The following is an 18132-nucleotide window of genomic DNA, read 5'->3' on the forward strand; positions in this document are numbered from 1 at the left end:
GTGTTTGCATAAGTTTTAAAACGATCGATAAACTAAATGAGACAAAATACTGCATTTTTCGGCGTGAAATAGTTGTGAAAAAAGGCCAGTAGATTTATGATAATGGTGTACACAAGTTACGGAAGGGGATTTATATGGAAACGATTGAATTGAAATCTATTGCAACAATACGTACGCTCTCCATAGACGCAATTGAAAAAGCTAATTCCGGTCACCCTGGAATGCCAATGGGTGCTGCTCCTATGGCATATGCTTTATGGACAAAGCATTTAAACGTTAGTCCAGAAAATCCAAGCTGGTTTAATAGAGACCGTTTTGTTTTATCTGCTGGTCATGGATCAATGCTTCTATACAGCATGCTGCATTTAAGCGGATACAATTTGAGCATTGATGATTTAAAACAATTCCGTCAATGGGGAAGCAAAACTCCAGGTCACCCTGAATTTGGTCATACTGAGGGTGTTGATGCAACAACTGGCCCACTAGGACAAGGAATTGCCATGGCTGTTGGAATGGCACTAGCCGAAAGACATCTTGCTGCCACTTATAATAAAGACAATTTTAATGTCGTTGATCACTATACATACAGTATTTGTGGAGACGGTGATTTAATGGAGGGCATATCCTCTGAAGCCTCTTCTTTAGCTGGTCATTTAGGGCTCGGCCGCTTAATCGTTCTTTATGATTCTAACGACATTTCTTTAGATGGTGACTTAGATCGTTCATTCTCTGAAAATGTGAAGAATCGCTTTGAAGCAATGAATTGGGAAGTGCTGTACGTAGAAGACGGCAATAATATTGAAGAAATTACTGCCGCTGTTGAAAAGGCGAAGCAAAGTGTAGACAAGCCTACATTGATCGAAGTGAAAACAACAATCGGTTTTGGATCTCCTAACCGTGCTGGTACTTCAGGTGTTCATGGAGCACCACTTGGTAGCGATGAAGCAAAACTGACGAAAGAAGCGTATTCTTGGACATTTGAAGAAGATTTCCATGTACCTTCTGAAGTGTACGATCATTTCCAAGCTGCTGTTAAGGACGCTGGAAAGAAAAAAGAAGCAGACTGGAATGAACTTTTCGCTTCTTATCAAAAAGAATACCCAGAGCTAGCAAAACAACTTGAGCTTGCAATCGAAGGGAAACTACCAGAGAACTGGGATCAAGAGATTCCTGTATACGAAGCAGGATCAAGCCTTGCCTCTCGTGCTTCATCTGGAGAAGTATTAAATGGCATTGCGAAACAAGTGCCATTCTTTATCGGAGGCTCTGCGGATCTTGCTGGATCTAATAAAACGACGATTAAGAATACAGATGATTTCGGTAGAAATAATTATGCTGGAAAGAACATTTGGTTTGGTGTTAGGGAATTTGCGATGGGTGCCGCTTTAAATGGTATGGCGTTACACGGAGGACTTCGTGTATTTGGTGGAACATTCTTTGTTTTCTCTGATTACTTAAGACCAGCTATTCGTCTTGCTGCATTAATGGGTCTACCTGTGACGTATGTCTTTACTCATGACAGTATTGCAGTTGGTGAAGATGGACCTACACATGAGCCAGTTGAACAACTAGCATCACTTCGTGCAATGCCAAATCTTTCTGTCATTCGTCCAGCTGACGGGAATGAAACAGCTGCAGCATGGAAGTTAGCTGTATCTTCAACTGACAAGCCAACAGCTCTTGTGTTAACTCGTCAAAACCTTCCTACGATTGACCAAACACCTGAGAGAGCATTCGAAGGTGTTGAAAAAGGCGGGTATGTTGTTGTTGAAGCGGCAGACAATAAACCAGAAGCTCTTCTATTAGCATCTGGATCTGAGGTCGGTCTAGCAATCGAAGCACAAAAAGCGCTTGAAAAAGAAGGAATTCGTGCATCAGTTGTCAGCCTTCCAGCATGGGATCGTTTCGATCAGCAACCTCAAGATTATAAAGAATCAGTTCTTCCTTCTTCTGTAAAAGCAAGAGTTGCCATTGAAATGGGTTCTTCTTTAGGATGGGATCGATACACTGGACTTGATGGCGATATCATTGCGATCGACAAATTTGGGGCTTCTGCACCAGGAGAAACGATTATAGATAAATATGGTTTCACGGTAGGCAATGTTGTGAGCCGTGTAAAGGCAAAATTGAATAAGTAAGTGGTATAAGTATTATTCTCTTTTGCTAAAAGTTTGCAGAGCGATGTAGACAAGCTCTGCAAACTTTTTTCTGTTTTTCTTGTTTTTTTGACAAAACTAGTTTCTTCTTGCTTCATATATAGACAATTCTTTCTTTCACACTTTTGTATAATACAAGCAATATGCGAGATTGACGAAATGTGAAAGGAAGGGATAGATATGGAACGCCATTATTATATTTATTGGATTGAGGATGAATTTGCCAATCATTATTTTGGCAGAGAATCAATATTGTTTCATTTGTTTGAGTCCTTACATTGGACAGACCTAACCGATGAGGAATTGGTGACGACTGTAAAGCAAGTCGAGTATGTGACAAAACAAATCCCTGCTTTTCACATGCACCAGCGACTAATGACCAATTTAACAAACATTCATTATACGCAAATCGGCTCAATATACAGTGCTTCTTTACCAGATGGAAAAGGGACAGCTTCCTTTATTTTAAAGGACAGGTATATTCTAATGTCTGCAACAGGCAGCTACGAAGCCGAAACTGTTTTTTTTGAGGTGCTTCGTAAAATTAGCCCATGTTTTCTTGCGATGGATTTTGCTTCTAAAAAACACGGATGGCTGAATCCAGTGAAAGTAAGGAATTTTGTTTAAAAAAATAAAATTGAACGTGAAATGTTGTATAATAGCCTTTTGTTTAGTACACTTTATACGAGACAACATGAAGGAGGAAGAATTATGGATTTATGGGTTGTCATCCTTGTAGGCGTTATTGCGTTGCTTGCAGGAGTTGCACTCGGATTCTTTATCGCTCGTAAGTATATGATGAGCTATTTGAAAAAGAACCCACCAATTAATGAACAAATGCTTCGAATGATGATGATGCAAATGGGCATGAAACCGTCCCAAAAGAAAATCAATCAAATGATGAAAGCCATGAACAACCAAGCGAAATAATACGTTAGATATTATGAACATAGATGGAACATGGTCATAATGAGAGGACAAGCTTTTGTTCTGTCTTTATGAATAACAAATTCAGGCGAGAGGTGTATCCGCGCTAATTGTAGGATGACTCTTTAGTAACTCGAATTTGCTTAAACCTTCATCAACCAAATGAAAACCACTGAACCTGTGAAGAGAAATGCACTGGGGAAGGTGGTTTTTTTGTATGGAGGTAGAAGAAGTGATGATAAAACATTTCTGAGCTACCAAACCCTTGTTTTACAGGAATGAAACAAAAGGGAATGCTCTGGTGAGGTGTAGATCAAAACAAAAACCCCTAAAAAGAGGTTTTGTTTTGATGTATTCAAGTATACTATCAACTGTTCTAAGATCGTTGTTTACTGGTATAAAGTGTTTTTATCAAGTATGATTAATTTGCAGTATTTGAGTGTAAGTGTCGTTGATATTGCAAGAGGAGGTGATCCAGTTGCTGACTATGCTCAATGGTGACATTGGAGGTCATTCCATTGTGTAATACAACTTTCATCAGCTCTTCTCTTTTTTCTTCAATCTGAGTCAATAAAGAAGTTTTTACCAAAGTAATGTTCCTTTCATGCAAATCTTGATAAAAAGAATCGCTTCTATTATATCCATTTTAAGGTTTATTTTCAAATTTAAAGGATTCGAAATCTTGATGTCAAATTAAATTATATAAGGTTTTTCATGAATAGACCATCTTTATTTCTAATATGTAAAAAAAATGAAATGAATTTGTCATCTATTATTGTATATTGTAAGGAGGGGGGTGTTTTTATGTCGGATCTTAATTATTTCTTGGCTTTTGGGGCAGGGGTTCTATCATTTATATCGCCATGTTGTTTACCTCTATATCCAGCGTTCTTATCCTATATTACAGGGGTGAGCATGGATGAGGTGAAGTCAGAGAAGGTGATGCTCCAAAAGAGAAGTTTGCTTCATACGCTCTTTTTTCTCATTGGGTTTTCGATTATTTTTATTGCGATTGGTTTTGGAACGTCAATGGTTGGTTCATTCTTTTTTGAATATCAGCAAGCAATTCGTCAAGTCGGGGCCATCCTCATTATTTTCTTTGGTTTTATGATTTTAGGTGTGTTCAAGCCAACTTTTCTCATGAGAGAGAAAAGGCTACAATTTAAGAATAGGCCTACTGGATATATAGGATCAATTCTGATCGGTATGGGCTTTTCCGCTGGATGGACACCGTGCACAGGTCCGATTTTATCTGCTGTTATTACACTTGCTGGCAACAATCCAGAGTCTGCTGTTACTTATATGGTGACATATGTGCTTGGTTTTGCGATCCCTTTTTTTGTGCTTTCGTTTTTTATTACCAAGTTATCTTGGATTCGCAAGCGTCAGCAACTCATGATGAGAGTAGGGGGTATTGTGATGATTGTGGTTGGGGTGCTGTTATTTTTTGATCTATTAACATGGATCATCATCATGTTCTCTTCATTATTTGGAGGATTCACAGCTTTTTGAAATCGTTTTCACTAAAATGGTCGTGGCAATTGGTTTTTTTATGTGAATTAGAGTATATTATACATAGGTTGACCTTATAGAATAAAGGAATGATTCGATATGATGATCGTTATCTCTTCAATTATTGCAGTATGTATGGCTGTGGCTGTGATGTTTATTCGTATTAAATCATCAGAAAAACCAGCAACAGCTAAAAAAATTATTTTACCGCCTATCTTCATGAGTACAGGTGCATTGATGTTTTTCGTCCCCTTTTTTCAGGTGACGGGAAGCGAGTTTTTAGAGGCGATCACAGTAGGGATGTTTTTCTCTATCTTTTTAATTAAAACATCAAAGTTTGAAATAAGAGACAATGAAATTTACTTAAAACGTTCGAAAGCATTTGTTTTCATTTTAATTGGGCTGTTGGTTTTGCGTATTGGAATGAAAACTGTATTAAGTACTACCATTGATTATGGTGCTTTAAGCGGCATGTTTTGGATTCTTGCGTTTGGTATGATCGTGCCTTGGCGTGTAGCTATGTACCTGTCCTTCCGAAAAATGTCCAAACAACTGCATGCACAAAATATGCAAATGAATTAAACCTCCTTTATCAAAAGGAGGTTATTTTAATAGTGATTGATACGGTGTATAATCGATATTTTTTTCCTGCAATCGTTTCATGAGAAATTTATGATCGCGTTTTGGTGTTGCGATCATATAGCCTCTAATGATTAAGTCTAGATTAATGGAGTCTGCTTTTTCTTTTAGTGCTAATTCTCCGATTTTACCTGCAATTTTCTCCTTGGCCACATCTCGGAATAATTCAGGAACAGGTAAAACGAGTTCGTTTAAAAGTTGCTTATCTTCATCTTTCCATAGATGAAGGCTTTTTTGAATATACTCATCCTGCCAATCAAGCTCTGACATGCCATCCTCTTTTGGTAACCGCTTTAAAAACTTGCGAAACATAAAAAAGCCACCGATGGCTAGCAACCCTATCATGACTGTTCCCCAAAATAAAATAAACCATAAAAACCAGCCGCTCAGCATCTCATCACCCCTTTATCACTCCTTATTTTACACGAATTCCCGATAGAAGAAAATAACAAAACCGGGAGTTTAATACGCGTTATTCAAAGCTGAAATCTCTCATTTTTACAATGTGCTACCTAATCACGAGAATCGCCCAATCAAAAGAGTAGGAAAAGAATACTCTATCATATAGCGACTCTACTATTTGGCCATGGTGGAATGCGCGAGGTATGAGACTTGAAACGAACGGAAGAAGCCCGCCGATATCTTGGCGGGCTTTCAGCATATTATAACGTATCTAAATGCGACATTTGAAATGAGAAAATGCCATCATTATGAAGTGTGTCTCTTTGAATTTTGATTGATAATATCCGGTTTTCACATTCAGTTTCAATTTTTTTATCATTTAAGTAAAAGGGGAGCATTATACTTTTTTCGATCATCTTGTCTTCATGCTTTGGACGATTTTCTGCGTAACTAAGGATGAGCTCATGGCCGGAGAATGTCAGCTTTAATTCCCTTATTGATAAAGCAGAGATATCTACTTCTATAATATATTCACAACTTGTTTCATATAGATCAATTGGTAGTTGTTCATCATACCATGCAAATGGGTCATCCAATAATAAATGGAGCCAGTCGTCTGTCCTAAGAAAATCAGAGGAATTCTCTTGTTTTTCATTATCCATTAAACACTCCTCCATCACATCTCTTATTAAATCATATGATGGGCTTGAGAAATGTGTGAAAGACCTAAAACATCCCGTTTGTAAACGGGATGACTTAAAATGGATTACATATCATGATGAGTGTTATGCTTTTGTCTTGAATGATTGCGATTTTTCACTTTTTTGCTGCCCGAGAGAGGTTCGGGTTGACCGTTTTCATGCTCTTTAGGGGAGTTTTGACGAATGTCTTTCCCTGAATTTTTGTTTGTCATTGTCTTTTTTCCTTTCTATTGGTTCTTTTTACGCTTTTTATTGTTCTGACGTTCTTCTTCTGTTAAAACGAGTTGATCATTTTCAATATAGCCTGCGCCTTTACCTTGGCTTTTGGCAGCATTCATTCCATCAATTACATGATTGGCTTTTCTTTTGGTCATATCATTCACCTCAAAATTAGTATGAGCTTGTTCCTTTATGTTTATGAGGTGAGTATTTATTTCCTAATGATAAGTTAAACTTATTGAATTTAATAAAAGCATTGTTATTTACTTATGTATGAATTTGTTTTAAGATGAAATTGTGAGAAAATTGTGGTGAAATACGACGATTTTTCTGAGAATGAAATTGATCTTGATCATCAAAAGGGGGATTTTGGACATGTCGAAACAGCAGCAAGCCGCTAAACAAGACGCTTTTCAATCTAGAAAAACGTTTTCGACAAATGGGAAGACTTATCACTATTATTCGTTAGATGCACTTGAAAAACAAGGAATCGGAAATGTTTCGAAGCTGCCTTATTCTATTAAGGTGCTTTTGGAATCAGTGCTTCGTCAAGTAGACGGTAGAGTGATTAAAAAGGAACATGTTGAGAACTTGGCAAAATGGGGAACTGCCGACGTTAAAGAGATTGATGTTCCGTTTAAACCATCACGCGTAATCTTGCAGGATTTCACGGGTGTACCGGCCGTTGTTGACCTTGCTTCATTAAGAAAAGCAATGGCTGATGTAGGTGGAGATCCTGATAAAATTAACCCTGAAATTCCAGTTGACCTTGTTATTGACCACTCTGTACAAGTAGACAAAGCTGGAACTGAAGATGCATTAGACATTAATATGGATTTAGAATTTGAGCGTAATGCAGAGCGTTACAATTTCCTTAGCTGGGCAAAGAAAGCGTTTAACAATTATCAAGCGGTTCCGCCTGCAACAGGTATTGTTCACCAGGTAAACCTTGAGTATCTTGCAAGCGTTGTTCATGCGATCGAAGAAGATGGTGAACTTATTACGTATCCTGATACACTTGTTGGAACAGACTCCCATACAACAATGATTAATGGTATTGGCGTACTTGGTTGGGGAGTTGGCGGTATTGAAGCAGAAGCAGGAATGCTTGGTCAGCCTTCATATTTCCCTGTTCCTGAAGTGGTTGGAGCCAAGTTAATTGGTGAGCTTCCAAACGGAACAACTGCAACTGACTTAGCGCTTAAAGTGACTCAAGTACTTCGTGAAAAAGGCGTTGTTAACAAATTTGTTGAATTCTTCGGTCCTGGTGTTGCTCAATTGCCGCTAGCTGACCGAGCAACAATTGCCAACATGGCACCTGAATATGGGGCAACTTGTGGCTTCTTCCCAGTAGATTCAGAAGCACTTGCTTACATGCGTCTAACAGGACGTGATGAAGAACAAATTAATATCGTTGAAGAATATTCTCGTGCAAACGGATTATTCTATACACCAGATGCAGAAGAACCAATTTTTACAGATATTGTAGAGATCGATCTTTCTAAAATTGAATCGAACTTGTCTGGACCGAAACGTCCGCAAGATTTGATCCCACTATCTGATATGAAAGATACCTTCCATAATCATCTTGTAAGCCCTGCTGGTAACCAAGGCTTTGGTTTAGAAGCAACTGAAATAGATAAACAAATTGAGTTTGATCTTCGAAATGGTGAAAAAGCTGTGATGAAGACAGGTGCGATTGCAATTGCAGCTATCACAAGCTGTACAAACACGTCCAACCCGTATGTTTTAATTGGTGCTGGACTTGTTGCAAAAAAAGCAAGTGAACTTGGCATGAAAGTACCTAACTATGTCAAAACATCACTTGCACCAGGCTCTAAAGTTGTAACGGGCTATTTAGTAAATTCAGGTCTGCTTCCTTATTTAAGAGATCTTGGATTCAACATTGTAGGTTATGGTTGTACAACTTGTATCGGAAACTCTGGTCCACTTGAAAAAGAAATTGAAGAAGCAGTTGCAGAAAACGATCTGCTTATCACGTCTGTTCTTTCTGGAAACCGAAACTTCGAAGGTCGTATCCATCCGCTTGTCAAAGGAAACTACCTTGCATCACCACCACTAGTAGTGGCATATGCACTTGCTGGTACTGTAGATATCGATCTAACAACGGATCCGATCGGTGTAGATAAGGATGGTAAAAACGTCTATTTCAATGACATTTGGCCAACGATGGACGAAATCAACAGTGTTGTTAAGAGCACAGTAACACCTGAATTATTCCGTTCAGAGTATGAAACTGTCTTTGACAATAACGATCGCTGGAATGAAATTCAAACAACTGATGATGCACTATACAAATGGGATGAGGATTCAACTTATATTGATAATCCACCATTCTTCGAAAACCTTTCAGTTGAACCTGGCAAAGTTGAGCCACTTAAAGGACTTCGCGTTGTTGCGAAATTCGGTGATTCTGTAACAACTGATCATATTTCTCCAGCAGGAGCAATTGGTAAGGATACACCTGCGGGTAAATATTTACAAGAAAGAGGCGTATCTCCTAGAGACTTTAACTCATATGGTTCTCGTCGTGGTAACCACCATGTAATGATGAGAGGTACTTTCGCAAACATCCGTATTAAGAACCAAATTGCACCAGGTACAGAGGGGGGATACACGACTTACTGGCCAACCGGTGAAGTGACGTCTATCTATGATGCATGCATGCGCTATAAAGAAGATGGCACAGGTCTTGCTATCCTTGCTGGTAAAGACTACGGAATGGGTTCTTCACGTGACTGGGCAGCAAAAGGAACAAACCTACTTGGTATCAGATTTGTTCTTGCTGAAAGTTTTGAGCGTATTCACAGAAGTAACCTTGTGTTTATGGGTGTTCTTCCATTACAATTCAAAGATGGGGAAAGCGCAGAAACATATGGTTTAACAGGAACAGAAACATTTGAAGTAGATGTTGACGAAACAGTTCGTCCTCGTGACCTGGTAACGGTTAGAGCGACTGACGCTGACGGCAATGTAAAAACATTTGAAGTAGTTGTACGCTTTGATAGTGAAGTGGAAATTGATTACTACCGTCATGGTGGAATCCTTCAAATGGTACTTCGTGAAAAACTGGCAAGCAAATAAGACATGATAGAAGAGGGAGCCTGTTAGCTTTCTCTTCTTTTTTAAAATAGTGGAGGATCAATCATGTGGAAAAAGATTGTTGCAAGTGCTTTTTTACTTGTCTTGATCGGTTTGTTGGCTTGGAATGTCCTTGGGCCAAAGGAGCCGGCTATTGGTCTTGAAAAAGGAGATCAAGCACCTGATTTTCAATTAGAAACACTTGATGGAAAAGTTGTGTCATTAGCAGATTATCGAGGTAAAAAAATTCTGCTGAATTTTTGGGCAACGTGGTGCAAGCCCTGCCGAACGGAAATGCCTGACCTAGATGCCGTTCGAAGTGAGAATAACAAAGTGGAAGTGCTTGCAGTTAACTTAACAACGACAGAAAAAAGCGTGGAACATGTCGCTAAATTCAGCAAAGAGCTTAAGTTGACATTTCCTATTTTATTGGATGAAAAAGGCGTTCAGGCAAGGTATCAAGTGCTTACTTATCCTACGACTTACATACTTGATGAACAAGGTCGTATTTTATCTGTTAAACATCAGATGCTGACAAAAAAAGAGATGGAGCAGGAGCTGGGTATATAATATCCAGCTTTTTGCTTATTTTCTAAACATTTTGGCAAGGATGTAACCAAACAAGGTTGGAGGTGAACGGAATGAAAAAAAGAAAAAGACGTTCATTTGAAGAATTAGTACTAGAAAATAAAAAAGAATTACTAAACAATGAAGAATTTTTAAACCAACTAGAAGAAAAGTTGGAAGAACGTTTTAGACAGAAATAAATCATGATTTGCCCATGTTTTGTTCATCCTAAAAAGGAGGAGGGATAGAAGATGGGCAAAGAGCATGATAAACAGGCACAATTCACACCAGATCATTTAGGGACAAAACCTGTAGCTTATAAACGAAATAAAGGGAAAAAAATGCATAATAAATCCAATGAACAGCCTGATGTGATACAAACAAAAGGTGAATAAACAGGAGGAGGAGAACCAAATGAGTCAAAAGTCATATCAGTCTCATCCAGATGATCGTTCTGACAATGTTGAAAAGCTTCAAGATATGATTGAGAACACAATGAAAAACATCGACGAAGCCGAAGAAGCCCTTCCTCTTGCAACAGAGGAAGAACAGACGATGATTCGGCAAAAGAATGAAAATCGTCAAATGAGCATTGAAGCAATGCGCAAAGAGATCAAGGATGAAGATGACGCACGAAAAAATGGCTTTACTCAATAAACCAGGGTTTCCTGGTTTATTTTATTGGTTCTTTTTAGAAGAAACTATAGGAATGTGGTAAAATGGCAGAGAACTTTTGTTTCGATAGGATTCGATAGGAGAGCGATGAAAAGTGTATGTATCAGAAAAAGAGATAGAAGTACGATATGCAGAAACAGATCAGATGGGAATTGTGTATCATGCGAATTACTTAATTTGGATGGAAGTTGGAAGAACAGCTCTTATAAAAGAACTCGGTTTTTCCTATGCACAGCTTGAAGCAGAGGGCGTTTTAGCACCTGTTGTGGATCTTCAGGTTCAATATAAGAAACCACTATTGTATGGGGAAACCGCTACAGTACATACATGGATCGACGAATATAATGGCTTTAAAACTGTGTATGGGTATGAGATTAGAAAGCCTAATGGCGAAACAGCGATTACAGGTACTACCTCACATATTTGTGTTGACCAAAAGACCTTTAAACCACTTCAATTCCGTAAAGCCTTTCCTGAGTGGCATCGTGTCTATGAACAATCGAAAAAGCAGGCACAGTAATGGCATTTGGTTTGAAAAGGCAAGACTTAGAGGCATGGAAAACAGCTGTTAAAAATGGCGAGGTCGCATTTTTAACACATTACTGGCTCGATGATCGTTTTCCAGAAGCAAATACCGTCACAAAGGCTGCTTGTCAGGACATTGTTCAACTTATTAAGTGGGGAGAAGGGCATGGTCTAAAAAAAGAGTGGGTTCATGACCGTGAAGATTTCCCTCATTTCGATCTCATTGGTCATACGCAAAAACGAATTATTGAAAAAGAACGTGCATTAGGAAAGATCAGATTATATGGTTTGCAAATCAAGAATTAAACCAAAAAAGATACCCGAGGGAAGAGGTATCTTTTTTGGTTACTCATAATGAAACTCTGGTTCTTTTACTGACTCGTTATAATCAATATGCAGGTCATGGTTGTCAAAATACCAAATATCGCTTTCTTCAACGAAAAATGTGATGCCACCAACTTCAGCTGTTGAGCCAATATTTTGAGGTTCATCCTTCGCAACACCAAGTGAAAAGCCTTTTTGCACATTACTGCATCCGCCATATCTTACAAAAAAGCGAACATGATCACCTTTTTTTAAATCTAACTCGTCCATATACCATTTCAATGCGTCTTCTTTGATTGTTAAATTCAATGTGATCGCCCCTTTTTGAAAGTAATGCTGTTTTTAAACAGTGGAATGATGTTAAAACAGCTTTTCTGTAGTAGTACCACGTATTGATTCAATTCAAACGACTTACAGCCATTTTACTTTCGGTTCTGTTTTGTTGATAATTCTTTTGAGGTTGGCAATATGTCTGTAAATCACAAAGCTTGAAAGAACTGCGACAACAACAATTAACAACAGTTCTTTCGTGAAAAAACTATATATGAGTGTATAGATTCCTGTAAGGATTGATGATAAAGAAACATATTTAGTAATGTATAAAAATAAGAAAAAGGCAGCAATCATTGTGATAAATAAAAATGGGGCATAAAATAGCAAAACTCCGCCAGACGTAGCGACTGCTTTTCCCCCTTTAAATTTTGCAAACACAGGGAAGATGTGGCCAATGACAGCAACAACTCCTACTAGTAAGGGATGAATATCAATATTCATCAGAATGGGCAGTGCGGAAGCGAGTGTCCCTTTTAAAATGTCTGCTGTAATGACAATAGAGCCTGCCTTCACACCAAGTGTACGGAATGCATTGGTTGCACCAAGGTTTCCACTACCATGTTCTCGAATATCAATTCCCTTTGCAGCTTTCCCGACAATTAAACCCGATGGAATACTGCCGAGAAGATAAGCTAAAATAAACATCAAAGCAATTAACATCTGCATATCTCCTTTTCGTTCTCCCTCTTGTCTTATATTTTAACATGTTATGAAGAAAAACATGGGGATCTTTTTTGAAAAAAAGGACAACCTTTGATTTCTGCTTTGTTTTTAAGTAGAAATTCGATAAAATAGAAGGAAAGAGGTGTGGCAGGATGAGTAATCCTAGTAAAGAAGAAATTGGAACAATATTAAAGGAAAGCAGACGTATCGCTGTTGTTGGGTTATCTAATCAGCCTGAACGAACATCATATTTAGTATCTCAGGCCATGCAAAATGCTGGTTACGAGATCATTCCTGTAAACCCGACAATTGATGAAGCGCTTGGTGTAAAAGCAGTAGGCTCGTTAAAAGACATTGAGGGCAAAGTTGATATTGTTAATGTCTTTAGACGTTCTGAATATTTACCTGAAGTGGCAAAAGAGTTTATAAAAATGGATGCGCCCGTTTTTTGGGCACAGCAAGGTATTCACAATGAAGAGGCACGAGAACTTATTGAGGAAAATGGGAAGGTCGCTATCATGGATTTATGCATAAAAGTAGCCCATGCACTAACAAAAACTCATTAAATCGTCAAAAATCCTTGTTTTTCAAGGGTTTTTCCTTTTTTGTACGAGAAAAATATTTGCGATTCGAGGAGAAAGCGATAAAATAAGGCGACAGGGAAATGTAGTTGGTCTTGAAACAGAAGAAAATGAGCGATAGAATAACAGGAACACTCGTTCTTTTTTTAAATTCTTTGCATAATGAGCCAATTTGGCTTATGATGTGGTCTTGTTTATAATGGACTTCTAGTTTAGCTAGAAAGAAATAAAGGAATCACCGCATCTATGCAGAATTACATTCGTGCATGATCGAGATGCATGGTGATGATGCAGCTTATTAAAATGAAAAATTAATGAGCAGCATGATCATCATTAATTAATGAGATATCATTGGTGATTATCCTGTCAGGTTTGTTTATTGAAAGGGGATTAAGCATTTGGTTAAAAAGCAGCAAGCAGATTATAATGATGATTCTATTCAGGTGCTAGAGGGCCTTGAAGCCGTCCGTAAACGTCCAGGGATGTATATCGGTTCTACTGATACACGCGGTCTTCATCATCTTGTCTATGAGATTGTAGACAACTCTGTCGATGAAGTGCTCGCTGGCTATGGGGATCATATTATTGTTAAAATACATAAAGATAATAGCATTTCTGTTCAAGATAAAGGGCGAGGAATGCCAACAGGCATGCATAAGCTTGGAAAACCGACACCAGAGATTATCCTAACCATTCTTCATGCAGGAGGAAAATTCGGTCAGGGAGGCTATAAAACAAGTGGTGGTCTACATGGTGTAGGTGCCTCTGTTGTAAATGCTCTCTCAGAATGGCTGATTGTCACGATAGAACGCGATGGGTATATTTATGAACAGCGCTTTGAAAATGGTGGTAAACCTGCCACATCCCTAGAGAAAATTGGGAAAACGAAAAAAACGGGAACGCTTATTCATTTTAAACCAGATGAAACGATGTTTCATACAATCACGTATAATTTTGATACCCTTTCAGAGCGTTTAAGGGAATCGGCTTTTCTGATTAAAGGTCTTAAAATTGAATTAATTGATGAACGACACGATGTAAAAGAGACATTCCTTTATGAGACGGGTATTGAAGCATTTGTTGCCTATTTAAACGAAGAAAAGGATGCACTAAGTGACGTTGTCTCCTTTGAAGGAGAGCACCAATCAATTGAAGTGGATTTTGCCTTTCAATTTAATGATGGATATTCAGAAAATATCCTTTCCTTTGTCAATAACGTCAGAACAAAAGATGGCGGAACTCATGAATCAGGTGCAAAAACAGCGATGACAAGGGCCTTTAATGAATATGCACGAAAAGTCGTCCTTTTGAAAGAAAAAGACAAAAACTTAGAGGGTACGGATATTCGAGAAGGACTCTCTGCTGTTATATCCGTAAGAATACCTGAAGAGCTTCTTCAATTTGAAGGACAGACGAAAGGAAAGCTTGGGACGAGTGAAGCAAGATCAGCTGTGGATGCCGTTATTTCAGAAAAGCTTGCCTATTTCCTTGAAGAAAATCGTGAAACAGCTACATTGCTTGTGAAAAAAGCAATCAAAGCACAGCAAGCGAGAGAAGCAGCAAGAAAGGCAAGAGAAGAAGCAAGAAGTGGCAAGAAGCGCAAAAAATCCGAAGCAACATTAAGCGGAAAATTGACACCTGCCCAATCAAGAAACCCAGCGAAAAATGAACTTTACTTAGTTGAGGGTGATTCTGCGGGAGGCTCTGCAAAGCAAGGTCGTGATCGTAAGTTCCAAGCGGTACTGCCTCTTCGTGGTAAGGTCATTAACACCGAGAAGGCAAAACTCGCAGATATTTTCAAAAATGAAGAGATTAATACGATTATTCATGCCGTTGGCGGGGGTGTCGGTGTAGATTTTAATGTGGAAGACATCAACTATGACAAGATTATCATTATGACAGATGCTGATACAGACGGTGCGCATATTCAAGTGCTTCTGCTGACATTCTTCTATCGTTATATGAAACCACTGATTGAACACGGAAAAATTTTTATTGCGCTACCGCCTTTATATAAAGTAAGTAAAGGCTCAGGTAAGAAAGAGATCATTGAATATGCTTGGTCTGATGAAGAGATGGCCGATGTGCTCAAAAAAGTTGGGAAAGGCTATACGATTCAGCGTTATAAAGGCTTGGGTGAAATGAATGCCGACCAGCTTTGGGAGACGACAATGAATCCAGATTCAAGAACACTTGTCAGAGTGAAAATTGATGATGCCGCAAGAGTTGAGCGCCGTGTCACAACACTGATGGGGGACAAGGTAGAACCAAGGAGAAAATGGATTGAAAAGAATGTCGCCTTTGGACTAGATGAGGAAAGCAACATTCTTGAAAACGAAAACTTGTCGGTTGCTGAGGAGGTTTAAACATGGCACAAGAACGATTTCACGATTTACCATTAGAAGAAGTCATCGGTGACCGTTTTGGTCGTTATAGTAAGTATATTATTCAAGACAGAGCGCTACCTGATGCACGTGATGGTTTAAAACCAGTACAACGAAGAATTTTATTTGCAATGTATTCAGATGGAAACACACAAGATAAAAACTTCCGTAAGGCAGCGAAAACGGTTGGGAACGTGATCGGGAATTACCACCCTCATGGAGATTCATCTGTGTATGAAGCAATGGTGCGTATGAGTCAGGATTGGAAAGTACGAAATGTACTCATTGAAATGCACGGAAATAACGGGAGTATTGATGGCGATCCTCCTGCTGCCATGCGTTATACAGAGGCGAGACTCTCTGCTATTGCTTCAGAGTTATTAAAGGATTTAGACAAAGAAACCGTTGAATTTGTTTCCAACTTTGATGATACGAGTAAAGAGCCTGTTGTGTTACCAGCAATGTTCCCGAATCTTTTAGCCAATGGTTCAACAGGTATTTCTGCTGGATATGCGACAGATATCCCACCTCATCATCTAGGTGAAGTCATTGATGGGGTCATTAAACGTATTGAAGAGCCGTCTTGTACAGTAGATGATTTAATGACCATTATTAAAGGACCAGATTTCCCTACTAGCGGAATCATTCAAGGGGTAGACGGAATCAAAAAAGCGTATGAAACTGGAAAAGGAAAAATCATGATTCGCGGTAAGGCTGAGATCGAAACCATTCGAGGCGGTCGTCAGCAAATCGTGATTACAGAAATCCCTTTTGAAGTCAATAAAGCCAATCTAGTGAAAAAGATGGATGAGTTGAGAATTGAAAGAAAGGTAGAGGGGATTTCTGAGGTACGTGATGAAACAGATCGTACAGGACTTCGGATTGTTGTCGAACTGAAAAAAGAAGCCGACGCAACCGGTGTGTTACATTTCTTATATAAAAACACAGATTTACAAATTCCTTATAACTTTAATATGGTAGCGATACATAATCGAAGACCGACATTAATGACATTACCCTCTATTTTAGATGCTTACATCGCGCATCAAAAAGAAGTGGTGACCAATCGTTCGACATATGAGCTGCGAAAAGCGAAAGAACGTCATCATATTGTCGATGGTTTAATTAAAGCATTATCCATCCTGGATGAAGTCATCGCAACCATTCGTGCATCAAGCGATAAACGTGATGCGAAAAACAATTTAATTGGGAAATACGACTTTACAGAAGCACAATCTGAAGCGATTGTCTCTCTCCAGCTTTATCGTTTAACGAACACAGATATCACGCAATTAAGGGCAGAGGCAAAAGAGCTTGATCAGAGTATACAAGAGCTTGAAGATATTCTTGCTCATGAGAAAAAACTGCTAAAGGTCATTATAGGCAATCTGAAAAAGATGAAAAAAACCTATGCTAGCGATAGACGCTCTGTGATTGAAGAGAAAATAGAAGAAATTAAAATCAATCTCGAAGTGATGATAGCATCTGAAGACGTGTATGTTACTGTCACAAAAGACGGGTACATTAAAAGAACAAGCCAGCGATCTTTTGCTGCTTCTAACGGTAAAGACTTTGGTATGAAGGATACAGATCGGCTCATTCATCAGTTCGAAATAAACACAACAGACGTACTTCTCTTATTTACGAATAAGGGCAGCTACATTTACTGTCCAGTTCATCAGCTACCAGATATACGCTGGAAAGATATGGGACAACATATCACCAACATTATTGCGATTGATCGAGATGAAACGATTCAAAAGGCAATTCCAATTAAAGAATTTGAAGAATCATCGTATCTTGTGTTCTTTACTAAAGGCGGTATGGTGAAGAAAACTGAACTTCTTCAATATAAAGCGCAACGTTATTCCAAACCGCTCGTTGCCTTGAACTTAAAGGGTGATGATGAACTGGTGGATGTACATGTGACCACAGGGCAACATGACCTGTTTATTGCCACAAGAAATGGATATGGTTTATGGTTTAATGAAGAAGAAGTGAGTATCGTTGGTCCGAGAGCGGCAGGAGTCAAGGGGATTAACCTGAAAGACGGAGATGAAGTCGTCTCTGGGCAATTGGTGAATGAACAAAAGGATGTGCTTGTCCTTGTCACACAAAGAGGAGCCGTCAAACGAATGAATTTCTCTGAATTTGATAAAACGTCAAGAGCCAAACGAGGCGTTATCATGCTCAGAGAACTGAAGAAAAATCCACATCGGATTATTTCAGTTGTTGTAGCGACACTTCATCAAACAATTGAAGTTGATACCGAGAAGGGGATAACGGTTCCAGTTGTTATTTCTGGTTTACGTGCAAATGATCGCTATAGCAACGGTTCATTTGTGTTAGATGAAGAAGAGCAAGGCGAAGTAATTGATGTCATCTTAAGCCCAACAATAGATCAAGAAAACGAGAAATAAAG

General features: G+C 38.7%; 22 protein-coding genes. 15 read left to right on the forward strand and 7 right to left on the reverse strand.

The features are described 5' to 3' along the window. Positions 1-134 precede the first annotated feature (134 nt). The 3 genes from tkt (at position 135) to ACQKEZ_RS18055 (ending at position 3086) form a co-directional block, all read left to right on the forward strand. On the forward strand, positions 135-2138 hold the full coding sequence (gene tkt / locus ACQKEZ_RS18045) for a transketolase (RefSeq protein WP_427303166.1): 2004 nt from the start codon (positions 135-137) through the stop codon (positions 2136-2138). Positions 2139-2336: 198 nt separating this feature from the next. After that, complete coding sequence (gene sirA, locus ACQKEZ_RS18050; protein ID WP_427303168.1) at positions 2337-2783, forward strand: sporulation inhibitor of replication protein SirA; 447 nt, start codon at positions 2337-2339, stop codon at positions 2781-2783. 84 nt (positions 2784-2867) lie between these two features. After that, positions 2868-3086, forward strand: a complete 219-nt coding sequence (locus tag ACQKEZ_RS18055) for a YneF family protein (RefSeq protein WP_427303170.1) — start codon at positions 2868-2870, stop codon at positions 3084-3086. A 418-nt stretch (positions 3087-3504) separates the two neighbouring features. Here ACQKEZ_RS18055 and ACQKEZ_RS18060 read toward each other — a convergent pair whose 3' ends face one another. Next, on the reverse strand, positions 3505-3672 hold the full coding sequence (locus ACQKEZ_RS18060; protein WP_427303171.1) for an aspartyl-phosphate phosphatase Spo0E family protein: 168 nt from the start codon (positions 3670-3672) through the stop codon (positions 3505-3507). 215 nt (positions 3673-3887) lie between these two features. Here ACQKEZ_RS18060 and ACQKEZ_RS18065 point away from each other — a divergent pair, with 215 nt between their 5' ends. Then, positions 3888-4595 carry a cytochrome c biogenesis CcdA family protein gene (locus ACQKEZ_RS18065; RefSeq protein ID WP_427303173.1) on the forward strand — a complete coding sequence of 236 codons (708 nt, stop codon included), beginning with the start codon at positions 3888-3890 and terminating at the stop codon, positions 4593-4595. A 99-nt stretch (positions 4596-4694) separates the two neighbouring features. Then, positions 4695-5177: a CcdC family protein gene (locus ACQKEZ_RS18070; RefSeq protein ID WP_427303175.1), complete on the forward strand. Its 483-nt coding sequence runs from the start codon at positions 4695-4697 to the stop codon at positions 5175-5177. 21 nt (positions 5178-5198) lie between these two features. On the opposite strand, the gene ACQKEZ_RS18075 is transcribed toward ACQKEZ_RS18070, so the two are convergent. The 4 genes from ACQKEZ_RS18075 to sspO all read right to left on the reverse strand — a co-directional run bounded on the left by ACQKEZ_RS18075 (position 5199) and on the right by sspO (position 6711). Beyond that, the gene (locus ACQKEZ_RS18075) at positions 5199-5627 is read right to left on the reverse strand and encodes a DUF2621 domain-containing protein (RefSeq protein WP_427303177.1); all 429 of its coding nucleotides are present in this window, start codon (positions 5625-5627) and stop codon (positions 5199-5201) included. A gap of 269 nt (positions 5628-5896) precedes the next feature. Then, entirely contained in the window at positions 5897-6298 is a 402-nt protein-coding gene (locus ACQKEZ_RS18080) for an Hsp20/alpha crystallin family protein (RefSeq protein ID WP_427303179.1), read from the reverse strand. A gap of 104 nt (positions 6299-6402) precedes the next feature. Then, complete coding sequence (locus ACQKEZ_RS18085; protein WP_427303180.1) at positions 6403-6549, reverse strand: small acid-soluble spore protein P; 147 nt, start codon at positions 6547-6549, stop codon at positions 6403-6405. A 15-nt stretch (positions 6550-6564) separates the two neighbouring features. Further along, positions 6565-6711: a small acid-soluble spore protein O gene (sspO, locus tag ACQKEZ_RS18090; RefSeq protein WP_427303182.1), complete on the reverse strand. Its 147-nt coding sequence runs from the start codon at positions 6709-6711 to the stop codon at positions 6565-6567. Between the two features lie 220 nt (positions 6712-6931). Between sspO and acnA the strand changes: the two genes are divergently transcribed. The 7 genes from acnA (at position 6932) to ACQKEZ_RS18125 (ending at position 11731) form a co-directional block, all read left to right on the forward strand. Further along, complete coding sequence (acnA, locus tag ACQKEZ_RS18095; RefSeq protein ID WP_427303184.1) at positions 6932-9661, forward strand: aconitate hydratase AcnA; 2730 nt, start codon at positions 6932-6934, stop codon at positions 9659-9661. Between the two features lie 63 nt (positions 9662-9724). Further along, positions 9725-10228: a TlpA family protein disulfide reductase gene (locus tag ACQKEZ_RS18100; protein WP_427303186.1), complete on the forward strand. Its 504-nt coding sequence runs from the start codon at positions 9725-9727 to the stop codon at positions 10226-10228. Positions 10229-10299: 71 nt separating this feature from the next. Continuing rightward, entirely contained in the window at positions 10300-10425 is a 126-nt protein-coding gene (locus ACQKEZ_RS18105) for an FbpB family small basic protein (protein WP_427303188.1), read from the forward strand. 51 nt (positions 10426-10476) lie between these two features. Beyond that, entirely contained in the window at positions 10477-10620 is a 144-nt protein-coding gene (locus ACQKEZ_RS18110) for an acid-soluble spore protein N (protein ID WP_034323724.1), read from the forward strand. 19 nt (positions 10621-10639) lie between these two features. Further along, positions 10640-10882: a small acid-soluble spore protein Tlp gene (gene tlp / locus ACQKEZ_RS18115; RefSeq protein WP_427303190.1), complete on the forward strand. Its 243-nt coding sequence runs from the start codon at positions 10640-10642 to the stop codon at positions 10880-10882. Positions 10883-10994: 112 nt separating this feature from the next. After that, complete coding sequence (locus ACQKEZ_RS18120) at positions 10995-11420, forward strand: acyl-CoA thioesterase (protein ID WP_427303192.1); 426 nt, start codon at positions 10995-10997, stop codon at positions 11418-11420. Then, positions 11420-11731: a hypothetical protein gene (locus tag ACQKEZ_RS18125; RefSeq protein ID WP_427303194.1), complete on the forward strand. Its 312-nt coding sequence runs from the start codon at positions 11420-11422 to the stop codon at positions 11729-11731. Before ACQKEZ_RS18120 ends, ACQKEZ_RS18125 begins: the two co-directional genes overlap by 1 nt. Before the next feature lie 39 nt (positions 11732-11770). Here the strand turns inward: ACQKEZ_RS18125 and ACQKEZ_RS18130 are convergent, their stop codons facing one another. Both ACQKEZ_RS18130 and plsY read right to left on the reverse strand, forming a co-directional pair. Beyond that, positions 11771-12058, reverse strand: a complete 288-nt coding sequence (locus tag ACQKEZ_RS18130; RefSeq protein ID WP_427303196.1) for a HesB/YadR/YfhF family protein — start codon at positions 12056-12058, stop codon at positions 11771-11773. Positions 12059-12160: 102 nt separating this feature from the next. Next, positions 12161-12742: a glycerol-3-phosphate 1-O-acyltransferase PlsY gene (gene plsY, locus ACQKEZ_RS18135; protein ID WP_427303198.1), complete on the reverse strand. Its 582-nt coding sequence runs from the start codon at positions 12740-12742 to the stop codon at positions 12161-12163. 155 nt (positions 12743-12897) lie between these two features. On the opposite strand from plsY, the gene ACQKEZ_RS18140 reads away from it, so the two are divergent. The 3 genes from ACQKEZ_RS18140 (at position 12898) to parC (ending at position 18130) form a co-directional block, all read left to right on the forward strand. Beyond that, positions 12898-13311 (forward strand): CoA-binding protein, encoded by a 414-nt coding sequence (locus ACQKEZ_RS18140; RefSeq protein ID WP_427303200.1) that lies wholly within the window; start codon positions 12898-12900, stop codon positions 13309-13311. A 413-nt stretch (positions 13312-13724) separates the two neighbouring features. After that, positions 13725-15692: a DNA topoisomerase IV subunit B gene (gene parE / locus ACQKEZ_RS18145; protein ID WP_427303202.1), complete on the forward strand. Its 1968-nt coding sequence runs from the start codon at positions 13725-13727 to the stop codon at positions 15690-15692. Positions 15693-15694: 2 nt separating this feature from the next. Beyond that, on the forward strand, positions 15695-18130 hold the full coding sequence (gene parC, locus ACQKEZ_RS18150) for a DNA topoisomerase IV subunit A (protein WP_427303204.1): 2436 nt from the start codon (positions 15695-15697) through the stop codon (positions 18128-18130). Positions 18131-18132: the final 2 nt, after the last annotated feature.

The sequence above is a fragment of the Bacillus sp. NPDC077027 genome (genome assembly GCF_050269555.1).
Taxonomy (GTDB): domain Bacteria; phylum Bacillota; class Bacilli; order Bacillales; family Bacillaceae; genus Bacillus.